This window comes from Bradyrhizobium sp. CCBAU 11430 (genome assembly GCF_028128855.1).
Classification (GTDB): Bacteria; Pseudomonadota; Alphaproteobacteria; order Rhizobiales; family Xanthobacteraceae; genus Bradyrhizobium; species Bradyrhizobium ottawaense.
Map to the genome: position 1 here is coordinate 15,768 of NZ_LBJV01000037.1, position 12,354 is coordinate 28,121.

Here is a 12,354-nt window from a genome sequence, read left to right on the forward strand (position 1 = left end):
AGAGCATGGCCAAGCGTTCATTCCTGATCCCCGGCGTCGACAAGCGGCTCTTGATCAAGGACTCCATCAAGACCATGCCCGACGTCACGCGCCGCCGCTTCATCGCGGGCGGCGCCAGCCTCGGCGCGCTGACGCTGCTCACCGGCTGCGATGTGATCGACTCGTCCTCGGCCGAGGAGATGCTGAAGCAGGTCTCGAAATTCAACGATGCCGTGCAGGCCTTCATCTTCAATCCCGACGCACTGGCGCCGACCTTCTCCGAGAGCGCGATCACGAAACCGTTCCCGTTCAACGCCTATTACGATCTCGACGACGCGCCCGACGTCGCTGGCGCCGACTGGAAGCTCGAGGTCCGCGGCCTCGTCGACAACAAGAAGTCCTGGACGCTGGACGAGCTCTACAAGTTGCCGCAGGTCACGCAAATCACCCGCCACATCTGCGTCGAGGGCTGGAGCGCGATCGGCAGCTGGACCGGCACGCCCTTGCGCGATTTCCTCAAGCTGATCGGCGCCGACACAAGCGCGAAATACGTCTGGTTCCAGTGCGCCGACAAGGACGGCTACAATTCGCCCTTGGACATGCGCAGCGCGCTGCATCCGCAGACCCAGATGACGTTCAAATACGCGAATGAAATCCTGCCGCGCGCCTACGGCTTCCCCATGAAGATCCGCGTGCCGACAAAACTCGGCTTCAAGAACCCGAAATACGTGGTCTCGATGGAAGTCACCAACGACTACAAGGGCGGCTATTGGGAAGACCAGGGGTATAATTCGTTTAGTGGGAGCTAGGCGCGCTGCCGTAGTGTGGGCAAAGCGCAAGCGTGCCCACCATTCCATCCATCATGAATAAAACCGTGGGCACAGCGCTCTTGCGCCTTTGCTCACCCTACGGCACCGTCTACCTGGCTGGCCCCACTTTCCGCTGACACAGCGCCGCGGCCGCCCCCAACGCCAGCAGCGCCGCCGATACATTCAGCGCGTAGCTCAAACTCCCCAGCGCGTCCGTGATGGCGCCGACCACGATCGGCCCCAGCGTTTGCCCGACGCCGAACGAGATCGTCATCGCCGCGATCGCGGTCGGCCACATCGCCGGCGGATAGTTGAAGCGCACGAAGGCGGTGGTCGAGCCGACCACGGCGAAGAAAGCGACGCCGAACACCACCGCGGAGACCGCGAGCCACGCCGGCGAATGCCCGAGCATCGGCAGGGCCGCACCCAGCGCGTTGGTGCCGAGGATGATGGCGGTGGCCAATCCGCCGCGGTCGAGCGCCAGCACGCCGCGCCAGGCCCAGGGTGTGACGAAGGCGGACAGGCCGATCAGGCCCCAGAACGCCGCCTGCGCTGCGGCCCCGCCGCCGCCGTCGCGCACATAGGCGATCATGAAGGTCATGTAGGCGATGTAGCCGGCGCCGAACAGGAAGTAGCCCGCGAGGTAGATCAGCACAGGACGAATCGCGAAGGCGGCGTGGCTGCCTTCCGAGAAACGTGCCCCGCTTTCGATGCGGATCAGGAACAGCGGCGCGGTCATCGCGGCCGAGAGCAGTGTCAGCGCCCACCACACCATCCACCACGAGCCCGGCCCGAAATATTGCAGCGTGAACGGAGCGATCAGCCCCGAGGACAGAATGCCGATGCCGGGTCCGGCATAGAACAGGCTGAGCAGGAAATTGGCCCGCTCCGGGCGCGACTGGGCGATGGTCGCAGCGAGCGCGCCGCCGGCGACGAAGCCGGCCGCGGCGCCGAGACCCAGCACGAGGCGCGCCAGGCTCAGCGCGACGAAATTCCCCGTCAGCGCGCAAATGGCGAGCGCGGCGACGCAGGCCAGGGTTCCGCCGCGGATCGCGGCCGCCCAGCCGACGCGCTGGATGAGGCGCGACGCCACCAGCGCGCCCACGAGATAGCCGACGGCGTTGATGGTGTTCATGAATCCGGCGGCCGAATAGGACCAGCCGAGGGTCTCCCGCATGTCGGGCAGCACCAGCGCATAGGCAAAGCGGCCGATGCCGAGCCCGACGGTGGCCGCCAGCGACAGGGTCAGGATCAGCCGCGCGGGATGCGCGTAGGGCAGGACGCGGTCAGGGGCGTGCAAGGGGTTCTCCGGCCTACCCAGTGTGGCAGGCTCCGTCCGCCTTGCACAGCCGCACCCCGGCAATGGTGTCTTGCCAAGCGCGCAACGCCGCTCTAGCACTCCGGCCGGCCGTCATTCCGGGGCGCACGCGAAGCGGGCCCGCGCCAAGAGGCGCGTCCCGGAATGACGAGAGAGGATCGAGAAGGAAACGACCATGGCGACCCACAAACTGCTGCTGCTTCCCGGCGACGGTATCGGCCCCGAGGTGATGGGCGAGGTGAAGCGGCTGATCGACTGGCTCAATTCGGCCGGGATCGCCAAGTTCGAGACGGATACCGGCCTTGTCGGCGGCTCCGCCTATGACGCGCACAAGGTGTCGATCTCCGAGGGCGACATGGCCAAGGCGCTTGCCGCCGATGCCATCATCTTCGGCGCGGTCGGCGGTCCGAAGTGGGACGCGGTGCCCTACGAGGTGCGCCCGGAAGCCGGCCTGCTGCGCCTGCGCAAGGATCTGGCCTTGTTCGCCAACCTGCGTCCCGCCGTGTGCTACCCGGCGCTGGCGGAAGCCTCCAGCCTGAAGCGCGAGGCCGTCGAAGGCCTCGACATCATGATCGTGCGCGAGCTCACCGGCGGCGTCTATTTCGGCGAGCCCAAGACCATCACCGACCTCGGCAACGGCCAGAAGCGCGCCGTCGATACCCAGGTCTACGACACCTATGAGATCGAGCGCATCGGCCGCGTCGCCTTCGAGCTTGCCAGGAAGCGCAAGAACAAGGTGACGTCGATGGAGAAGCGCAACGTCATGAAGTCGGGCGTGCTCTGGAACGAGGTCATGACCCAGGTCCACAAGCGCGAATACTCTGATGTCACGCTCGAGCACCAGCTCGCCGATTCCGGCGGCATGATGCTGGTGAAATGGCCGAAGCAGTTCGACGTCATCGTCACCGACAATCTGTTCGGCGACATGCTGTCCGACATCGCGGCGATGCTGACGGGCTCGCTCGGCATGCTGCCTTCGGCTTCGCTCGGTGAGGTCGATGTGAAGAGCAAGAAGCGCAAGGCGCTGTACGAGCCCGTGCACGGCTCGGCGCCCGATATCGCAGGCCAGGGCCTCGCCAATCCGATTGCGATGATCTCGTCGTTCGGCATGGCGCTGCGCTACTCCTTCGACATGGGCGCGCTCGCCGACAAGGTCGACGCCGCGATCGCCGCGGTGCTCGCCAGTGGCCTGCGCACCGCCGACATCAAGTCGGAGGGCACCACGGCCGCCTCGACGACGCAGATGGGCGAAGCGATCCTGAAGGAATTGCAGAAGCTGCACGCCTAAGGCGGGCACAGCTCTCGTAGGGTGGGTCAGCCATGTGGACTGCGCGAAGCGCAGACCGCTTGGCGTAACCCACCTCTTCTGTCTCCGCGGAGACAAGCAGTGGTGGATTACGCCTTCGGCTAATCCACCCTACGGCATCTCGCAAAAACAAAAAGGCCGGGCGTAAGCCCGGCCTTTTGATTCGGATCGCTGTCCGCTCAGTACAGCGGGAAATTCTGCGGATAGCCGCCGACGTCCTGCGGCGGCGAGAGCGGCTGGCGGTCGATCGGGCGGTTGAGATTCTCGCGGGCGAAGGACGGATAGCCAACCGCCGGCGGGAAGGCGTAGTCGGAGAACTTGCGGTCGCCCGGATTGACCTCGGTGCCGCCGTCGAGCCAGGAGCGCTTGCTGACATAGATGCGGGTGCGGCCCTGCTGGTAGACGGCGTTGGGGCCGCTCGGGCCGTAATAGTGGCGGCCGCGCTCGTCATAGCGCTTGGTCTTGTTGTCAGCCGAGGCCGGCGTCGCAAGGGACAGGGCAATCACAGCGCCCGCCGCAAACAAGGTCGCCAGTTTGGCAGAGAATTTCCAGCTCATCACGTCCCCTTCAGGCGGCGCACCGCCAGTCGATTTCACCCCATACTAGCCCGGCCGGGGTGAGTGCAACTAGGTCTATTGGGTCACACCAGCTCGGAATAATCGTGCGCGCTGGCAAAAGTTGCATCAATACCAGCCACTTGAGCTTGATGCCGGTCAAAGCGCCCCGCGCAATTGCGCGTTGGCGGCGCCCAGCAGCCAGTCCGGCGAGCCCGCGAGGTCGCAAGCACGGCGCTTCAGCTCGGCACGGGCGAACAATTCCGCCAGCTTCGGCTCGTTGCCGGAGGTCAGCAGCGTCAGCCGGTTCAGCGTGCAGGCGATCGCCGCACGCCGGGCGGGCATTGTGTCGCCCTGGCAGGAGAAGCCGGAGATCTGCAAGCCTGGCTCCTCGTTGCGCTTGAGGTAGCCGAGGCAGGCCAGCGTCCCCTTGTCCGTGCCGATCGGCCGGAACAGCGCGACGGGGCCGAATTTCGTCTCGATCAGGCCGGCTTGCTCGAGCGGGGTGGCCACCCCGAGACCCATCTGGACGGCGAGGTCCGTCGCTACAGGACGGGCCACATCGAACTCGCCGCCTTCCCGATAGATTTCGAGCTCGGCCAGCGGCTGGTCCGCCGCGCTCGCCCAGCGCATCACGTCTTTGCGGCCGCCTTCGGGATGCCGAAGGATGGTGTAAGAGGCTGTTTTTTCTGATGAATCGATCCGGCTAAGGGCGAAAGCCGGGTGCGATCGGTCGGCCGTGCTCCAGCCCGGCTTGTCTGCGGGATCATCGCCGCGCAGCTCGGGCAACTGACCCAGCGCCGCGAGGGCGAGGATGGCAAACAGAGCGAGCGCCCCCACATAGGCGATCAGGCGCGCCAGCGTGCCGACCACCTCGTCGGCGAAGGCTGCCAGCGTCAGATAGAGATGGGTCCGGGTGGAGATTGCGGCCGTGCTGGCCTCAGGCGACTGCATCCACGTCCCTAAGGCATGGTCCAACGTTGTCTTGAGGCCGGTTCTCGCATAGAAGCGCTGCTCTTCCTGTTTAAGCGTCAGCTTCAGGAACGGGCTTTTTCATCGGAGAGTGAACGATGGGTTACAAAGTCGCAGTCGTCGGCGCGACCGGCAATGTCGGACGGGAAATGCTCAACATCCTCGATGAGCGCAAATTCCCCGCGGACGAGGTCGTGGCGCTGGCGTCGCGCCGCAGCATCGGCGTCGAGGTCTCCTATGGCGACCGCACCCTGAAGTGCAAGGCGCTCGAGCACTTTGATTTCTCCGATGTCGACATCTGCCTGATGTCGGCGGGCGGCGAGGTGTCGAAGGAATGGTCGCCGAAGATCGGCGCCGCCGGCGCCGTCGTGATCGACAATTCCTCGGCCTGGCGCATGGATCCGGACGTGCCGCTGATCGTGCCGGAGGTGAATGCGGCTGCGACCGAAGGCTTCAAGAAGAAGAACATCATCGCCAACCCGAACTGCTCGACCGCGCAGCTCGTGGTCGCGCTCAAGCCGCTGCACGACAAGGCGACCATCAAGCGCGTCGTGGTCTCGACCTATCAATCGGTGTCGGGCGCCGGCAAGGACGGGATGGACGAGCTGTTCTCGCAGACCAAGGCCGTCTACACCAATGACGAGCTGGTCGCGAAGAAATTCCCCAAGCGGATCGCCTTCAACGTCATCCCCCACATCGACGTCTTCATGGAGGACGGCTACACCAAGGAAGAGTGGAAGATGATGGCGGAGACCAAGAAGATTCTTGATCCCAAGATCAAGCTCTCCGCTACTTGTGTGCGCGTGCCCGTGTTCGTCGGCCACTCCGAGGCCGTCAACATCGAGTTCGAGAATCCGATCAGCGCGGACGAAGCGCGCAACATCCTGCGCACGGCGCCCGGCTGCCTCGTCATCGACAAGCAGGAGCCCGGCGGCTACGCCACGCCTTACGAAGCGGCCGGCGAGGACGCGACTTACATCAGCCGCATCCGCGAGGACGCGACGGTGGAGAACGGCCTCGTGCTGTGGTGCGTGTCCGACAACCTCCGCAAGGGCGCAGCCCTCAACGCGATCCAGATCGCGGAAGTGCTGATCAACCGCAAGCTGATCAGCGCGAAGAAGAAGGCGGCCTGACGAACTCTCTCCTGTCGTCCCGGACAAGCGCGCAACAAGCGCGCGCAGATCCGGGACCCATAACCACAGGAAGTGGTTTGGCGCGAAGCTGGTAACTCCGGGTCTTCGCAAAATTATTGCTGCGGCGTATGGGTCCCGGATCTGCGCTTGCGCTTGTCCGGGACGACGATCTCGTTTGACGCGGCAGCTGACGAAATCTCGCCCTACGCCACGCTACGCGCGTTCTTGAATTCCTTGCTCGCCTTGTCCAGCACGAACAGCGATCCCTCCGCGACGCCGAAATAGGCGCCGTGGGTCTGCATCTGGCCGCTGTCGACCGCCTTCTGCACGAACGGGAACGTCATCAGGTTTTCCAGGCTGCGGAACACCGCGGCCTTCTCGATGCGCTCGACGAATTGCGCCATGCTCTCATGGTCACGTTGCTCGACCACTTCACCCGGCTTGATGAACATCTGCATCCATTTGCCGATGAAGTCGCCGGGCGTCAGCGGCTCGATCTTGTCGACGAAGGCGCGGATGCCGCCGCATTGCGCGTGGCCGAGCACCACGATGTGCTTCACCTTCAGCACCGTCACCGCATATTCCAGCGCGGCCGAGACGCCATGCGCGTTGCCGTCGGGCTGATACACCGGCACCAGATTGGCGATGTTGCGGACCACGAACAATTCGCCCGGGCCGACGTCGAAGATCACCTCGGGCGAGACGCGACTGTCGCAGCAGCCGATCACCATTACTTCCGGCGACTGCCCCTTCACCGACAGGTCGCGGTAGCGGGTCTGCTCGGTCGGCAGCCGCTGGGTGGCGAAGGCCCTGTAGCCTTCCAGCAAATGCTCTGGGAATGCGGTCATGGCCTATGCCTAAACATATACCGCCGAGGCGAACAAGCCTTTCGAATAGGCAGACCAGATGTTATCGCCTGTGGCTGTTTGCTTGAGCATGATCCTTGCCGGAAAATCGCCGCACAGTTTTCCGGATCGTGCTCTACAACCGCCTCAGGAAACCGGAAGGAACGCTTGCATGACCCGCCCGCGCCGCAGCCATCTGTTCATGCCCGGCTCCAACCCCCGCGCGTTGGAAAAGGCGCGCAATCTCGCCGCCGACGGCCTGATCCTCGATCTGGAAGATTCCGTCGCTCCCGACGCCAAGGCGGTGGCGCGCGATGGAATCGCGGCGGCCATCGCGGCCAAGGGGTTCGGCAAGCGCGAGATCCTGATCCGGACCAACGGTCTCGACACGCCCTGGTGGGCCGACGATCTCGCCATGGCCGCCAAGGCCTCGCCCGACGGCATCCTGGTTCCAAAAGTTTCAAGTATCGAAGATCTCGATACGATCGGCCTCCGTCTTACCGAGCTTGGCGCGGCGCCGACGGTGAAGGTCTGGGCCATGATCGAGACCGCGCGCGCCGTGCTGCACGCGGAGGAGCTGGCCGAGGCCGGGCGCGATCAATCGCGGCGCCTCTCCGGCTTCGTGTTCGGCCCGAACGACATCTCACGCGAAACGCGCATCAAGATGCTGCCCGGCCGCGCCGCGATGATCCCGATGATCACGCACTGCATCCTGGCGACGCGCGCCCACGGCCTCGAAATCCTCGACGGCCCCTACAGCGACATCGCCAATTCCGACGGCTTTGCCACCGAATGCGCGCAGGGCCGCGATCTCGGCTTCGACGGCAAGACGCTGATCCACCCCTCGCAGATCGACGCCTGCAACGCGATCTTCACGCCGCCCGAAGAGGAAGTCGCGCGCGCACGAAAAATCATCGCGGCGTTCGAGCTGCCGGAGAACGTCTCGCGCGGCGCGATCCGCTTGGACGGCGCGATGGTGGAGCGGCTGCACGCCGACATGGCCCGGCGCACGATCGCAATCGCGGATGCCATTGCGGCGATGAGCAAGGGCTGAAGCGTCAACTCGAAAAAGCGATATCCGCTGTTCCGCGACAAACGGCCATCTTCTGTTCGCCAAGAGCAGAGGACGGTGCGGCCAATTCCTCGCAATACATCCGATCGATGTTGCGCTGCATGAGCGCATAACAATCGCATGCGACCTTCTCGAGCCGCGCCCGATCGATCTCTACAAACCCGCGCCCGTCGGACGGGACCGCGCCGGCCTCGCGTAGCTTGCTCATCGTCAGAGTTACTGTCGTCCGTCGCACCCCAAGCAGCTGCGCAAGCGCCTCCTGCGTCACCGGAAGCCGGTCATCGGGCACGCGGTCGTGAAGCTGCAGGAGCCACCGCGCCATGCGGCCATCCACCCGGTGCAGCGCGTTGCAAGCGGCTACGTGCTGGAGCTGCAATAACACCGCGCGGGCGTGGACTTGCACGACGTTCCTGATGGCTGTGCTTTGCGCAAAGGCGGCGCGAAATTTGGCGGCGGAAATCAGCGATGCTGTGCCGGCTATGCGAGTAACCGCGGTCACGGATGAAAGCGACGGGCCGAGCACGGAGAACGAGGCCAAAGCGCCTTCCCGTCCCATCAAGGTGGTTGCGACCGTTTGCCCGTCCGGCATATCGAGCATGAAGGCGATTGCGCCGCTATGGGGAAAATAAACCGGGTCGAGCTCATCGCCCGACCGCACCAGGATGGCATCGGGTTCGAACGAGACTTTCTGGAAGTAGGGCGTGAGCAAGCCGAGATCCGCCGGCGGCAACGCCGCCAGTAGCCGATTCCCGATGCCCGCGCGGTGGACGGTCACGATGCTTTCTTGTGAACGGGCACCCAATGAACGACGGGATCGATCTACTTCATTTGCCATGATTATCCGAAATACGAATTGCCCGAAGGGAAACTATCCAAACAGAGCCATTCGTCGAGATCAAGCACGGATAATTGCGGAGACCTTGTCGGCATCCTCCTCGCGCAAACGGGATCTTGCATACATCATACTATTCGCGATCTTTTGCCGCTCGGCGAGGTGCACCACGTGCTGATCGACCAGTGATGGTTGCAGCAGCGCGCGAGTTTAACCTTGTCCCGGCGCGGACCTCTGGGGAGATCTGCTATACCCCCGGGTACAGCGGACATCCTTGCGCCGATCCCAAGGTAGGGATTGATGAGTGTGCGGCGAGCGAAATCTTCTGCGCCGCTCACCGCGGCGCGTCCCTTGTGATTGCACAGCGGGCAGACCCGCTTCCTGTCGGGCAGCAATTGCGGCTGTGCGCGCTGACACCCCGTCGTGCAACGAGTCCTTCTTGCGTCCAACAACGTCATCTCGCGTCTCGACTCCTTCGTCCGACGGACTGTGGCAATCACCCGCATCCGTCGCGCCGCGACCTCTCGGTGCGCGCTTTGAGGTGATGTTGCGCGGAAGCACCTCGTGCGAATGCACGCGTGAATTTGATGTTTCGCGCCTGCCAACGTTGGACGCCGCGTGAAATCAAAGCATCAGTCGACAACGCTCTCGTCTGCGTCTCGCGCCGAGATCTCGCTCAATACACTAGATGCCTTCTATTCCAGATACCTTCTATTTGGCGATGCTCGCCTGGCTGTTTATTGCACTCTTTGTCTCGTCGGCGTGATGAGACGGGGCATCAATAAGAAAAGACTCCGGGGTACTATGATTCACGATTGGAACGGCACGCGCGTATTTTGGCTCGTGTCCGTATCGATGCTGCTGACCACGACATCGTCATTCGCACAGCAATCCAACGTTCAACCGTCGACCGGAGCCGGACAGTCGCTTCCTCCGGTTGCCGTGTCTGCGCCGGAGCGCCGCGCTGCGCCTGCCCGGAGGCAACCTTCATCGAATGCAGTGCGCGCGAGGCGCCAGGCCGATCGGCCCGCGAGCGCGCCGGCAGCAAGCGCACCTGGGACGGTCGGCGCGCAGCGGGCCGCGTTGCCGGTACCGTATGTCGGCGGACAAGTCGCGCGAGGTGGCCAGCTCGGCCTGCTCGGCAACAAAGACTACATGGATACGCCATACAGTCTCGCCAGCTATACGGAGAAGACCATCCGTGACCAGCAGGCGACCAGCGTCGCCGAGGTTCTGACCAATTCCGATCCGTCGGTCCGCGCGGCAATCGGCAGCAGCAACCGCTATGACGCACTGACCATTCGCGGCTTCCGGGTCGAGAACAGCGAGATCGCGTTGAACGGGCTGTACGGTCTGGTGCCGGCCTATCGTGTCAACCCGGCGCCGATCGAGCGTATCGAATTGCTCAAGGGCCCGGGCGCGTTCCTCAACGGCATGGCCCCGCAGGGAAGCATCGGCGGTAGCGTCAATGTCGTGACCAAACGTGCTTACGAAGATCTGACGCGCCTGACCGTCGGCTACATGTCGAATGCCCGCTTTGGCACGGAGGTCGACGTGGCGCGCCGCTACGGGGATCAGAAGGAATGGGGCGTCCGGTTCAATGGCGGGTTCAATGGTGGAGACACCACGATCGACCGCCAATCGGTGCGTGACGGTGTCGGTTCGCTCGGTGTCGACTACCGCGGCGAGCGCTTTCGGTGGTCGGCCGATGTCATCTATCAGGACGACTGGATGAAAGCTGCGGCGCGCGGCTATACGCCGGTCAAGGGCATCGCGGTGCCCAATGCGCCGGATCCTCGCATCAATCTCGCCCAGCCCTTCGACTATGCCCGCGCGAGGAGCCTCACGGGGCTGACGCGCGCTGAATACGACCTGTCCAACAACGTCACCATGTTCGGCGCCATCGGCGCCAACCAATTCGGTTATGACAAGCGGGAGGCGCCGGGAGCGACGATCCTCACGACCTCGGGCGACGCACTTTCAACGTCGCGCTTCCAGACCGGGAAGTCCGAGGCCGTGTCTGGCGAAGCCGGTGTTCGGGCGCGCTTCGATACAGGCCCGGTCGGGCATGAAGTCGTGGTCAGCGGCAGTGTCCTGAACCGAACCGACTGGCTCGGTCAGACCAATTACGGGAACTATCTCACCAACATCTACACACCCACGCTGCTGGCGGGCCCCGGCACACCGGTGTCGTCCTTCGCCGAAGGCAAATCCGACTTTCTCGGCCTGCGAAGCGTCGGCGTTGCCGATACGCTCTCGATGATGAACGGGATGCTTCAGGTGACCGTCGGCGCCAGACAGCAGCAGGTCATTGCGAACGGCTTTGATCCCGCGAGCGGTCTGGAGACCGCCCACTATGACCAGAGCGCGACGTCGCCCTCCGTGGCCCTGCTGGTGCGACCGATCAAGGAAGTGTCCTTTTACGCCAGCTACATCGAAGGTCTTTCGCCCGGTCCCACGCCGCCGGCCGGCGCAGCCAACACCAACGCGGTGTTCGCTCCCTTCAAGACCAGGCAATACGAGGTCGGCACCAAGCTCGATCTCGGTCGCTTCGGCGCGAGCCTGGCGGCGTTCCAGATCAGCCTGCCGAGCGGCGTCGTCGATCCCGTCACCAAGATCTACAGCCTCGACGGCGAACAGAGAAACCGCGGCGTCGAGCTCAACACCTTCGGCGAAGTGGCGCCGGGGATCCGGGTTCTGGGCGGCGTGACTTATCTCGATGCACGGCTCACGAAGACCGAAGGGCAACTCCATGACGGAAATCATGCGGTCGGTGCTCCGGGCTGGCAGAGCAATCTTGGTATCGAGTGGGATGCGCCCTTCCTGCCTGGACTGACGGCGACGGCTCGCACGATCTACACCAGCCGGGCCTATGTCAGCACCGACAACATCCAGAGCGTCCCCGCGTGGATGACCTTCGACCTCGGGGCACGCTATGCTACCAGCCTGGCTGGGCGGCCGACCACTTTCCGCGGGTCCGTTACCAATCTGTTCGACAATCGCTACTGGATCGGCAATCCGACCGGCTATGTGATCAGCGGCATGCCGCGGACGCTGTGGCTATCGATGTCGGTTGACTTCTGACGCGGAATGAGCCGGCGTTGCGCCGCCTCACCGCGGCGCGACATCGGCGCGGTCGAGCGATTCCAGCGTCGCGGCATTGCCGCAGTAGCCGTGATAATTCTCCGCGGCGGTGCCCTCTGCGAGATCGCGGTCGCATTGTCCCTTGTTGTTACAGAGCGAGCAGACCCGCTCCATGTCGCGGAGCAGCAGCGGCTGCGCGCGGCCGAGGCCTTCGGCGCTGATGCCGAGCTGCTGCAGCATCATTGGCAGCTCGTCGGCAGAATGCTTGCCGTGGCGGACCAGTTCCTCGAGATCGTCAGGCGCGATCCTCAAGTCGCTCGCGATCCGGTCGAAATCGGCGCGATCGAGCTGCCGCATCTCGTTCAGCTCGCGGCGGTGCTTCAGCCAGCTCGCAAAGGAGTCGATGAGGTCCTGGACGATGGGATATGGCCTGCTTGCGGTGCTCATGGA

Annotated in this window: 11 protein-coding genes; 5 read left to right on the top strand and 6 right to left on the bottom strand. The window is 64.1% G+C overall.

The genetic code is table 11. The features are described from left to right. Positions 1-5: 5 nt before the first annotated feature. Entirely contained in the window at positions 6-788 is a 783-nt protein-coding gene (locus tag XI04_RS09855) for a molybdopterin-binding protein (RefSeq protein ID WP_028139266.1), read from the top strand. 109 nt (positions 789-897) lie between these two features. Here XI04_RS09855 and XI04_RS09860 read toward each other — a convergent pair whose 3' ends face one another. Further along, complete coding sequence (locus XI04_RS09860) at positions 898-2,088, bottom strand: YbfB/YjiJ family MFS transporter (protein WP_028139265.1); 1,191 nt, start codon at positions 2,086-2,088, stop codon at positions 898-900. Positions 2,089-2,281: 193 nt separating this feature from the next. Here XI04_RS09860 and leuB point away from each other — a divergent pair, with 193 nt between their 5' ends. Beyond that, positions 2,282-3,394, top strand: coding sequence for a 3-isopropylmalate dehydrogenase (leuB, locus tag XI04_RS09865; protein ID WP_028139264.1), 1,113 nt, complete (start codon positions 2,282-2,284; stop codon positions 3,392-3,394). Between the two features lie 197 nt (positions 3,395-3,591). On the opposite strand, the gene XI04_RS09870 is transcribed toward leuB, so the two are convergent. Both XI04_RS09870 and XI04_RS09875 read right to left on the bottom strand, forming a co-directional pair. Continuing rightward, positions 3,592-3,969 carry a hypothetical protein gene (locus XI04_RS09870; RefSeq protein WP_028139263.1) on the bottom strand — a complete coding sequence of 126 codons (378 nt, stop codon included), beginning with the start codon at positions 3,967-3,969 and terminating at the stop codon, positions 3,592-3,594. A 156-nt stretch (positions 3,970-4,125) separates the two neighbouring features. Then, entirely contained in the window at positions 4,126-4,920 is a 795-nt protein-coding gene (locus XI04_RS09875; protein ID WP_028139262.1) for a hypothetical protein, read from the bottom strand. A 116-nt stretch (positions 4,921-5,036) separates the two neighbouring features. On the opposite strand from XI04_RS09875, the gene XI04_RS09880 reads away from it, so the two are divergent. Next, positions 5,037-6,071: an aspartate-semialdehyde dehydrogenase gene (locus tag XI04_RS09880; RefSeq protein WP_028139261.1), complete on the top strand. Its 1,035-nt coding sequence runs from the start codon at positions 5,037-5,039 to the stop codon at positions 6,069-6,071. A gap of 203 nt (positions 6,072-6,274) precedes the next feature. Here XI04_RS09880 and XI04_RS09885 read toward each other — a convergent pair whose 3' ends face one another. After that, positions 6,275-6,919: a carbonic anhydrase gene (locus tag XI04_RS09885; protein WP_028139260.1), complete on the bottom strand. Its 645-nt coding sequence runs from the start codon at positions 6,917-6,919 to the stop codon at positions 6,275-6,277. 169 nt (positions 6,920-7,088) lie between these two features. Between XI04_RS09885 and XI04_RS09890 the strand changes: the two genes are divergently transcribed. After that, complete coding sequence (locus XI04_RS09890; RefSeq protein ID WP_028139259.1) at positions 7,089-7,970, top strand: HpcH/HpaI aldolase/citrate lyase family protein; 882 nt, start codon at positions 7,089-7,091, stop codon at positions 7,968-7,970. Positions 7,971-7,974: 4 nt separating this feature from the next. Here XI04_RS09890 and XI04_RS09895 read toward each other — a convergent pair whose 3' ends face one another. Next, positions 7,975-8,823 (bottom strand): Crp/Fnr family transcriptional regulator, encoded by an 849-nt coding sequence (locus tag XI04_RS09895; protein WP_244429177.1) that lies wholly within the window; start codon positions 8,821-8,823, stop codon positions 7,975-7,977. 1,080 nt (positions 8,824-9,903) lie between these two features. On the opposite strand from XI04_RS09895, the gene XI04_RS09900 reads away from it, so the two are divergent. Continuing rightward, positions 9,904-11,904, top strand: a complete 2,001-nt coding sequence (locus XI04_RS09900) for a TonB-dependent receptor (protein ID WP_197905466.1) — start codon at positions 9,904-9,906, stop codon at positions 11,902-11,904. A gap of 27 nt (positions 11,905-11,931) precedes the next feature. Here XI04_RS09900 and XI04_RS09905 read toward each other — a convergent pair whose 3' ends face one another. Next, positions 11,932-12,351: a hypothetical protein gene (locus tag XI04_RS09905; RefSeq protein WP_028139258.1), complete on the bottom strand. Its 420-nt coding sequence runs from the start codon at positions 12,349-12,351 to the stop codon at positions 11,932-11,934. Positions 12,352-12,354: the final 3 nt, after the last annotated feature.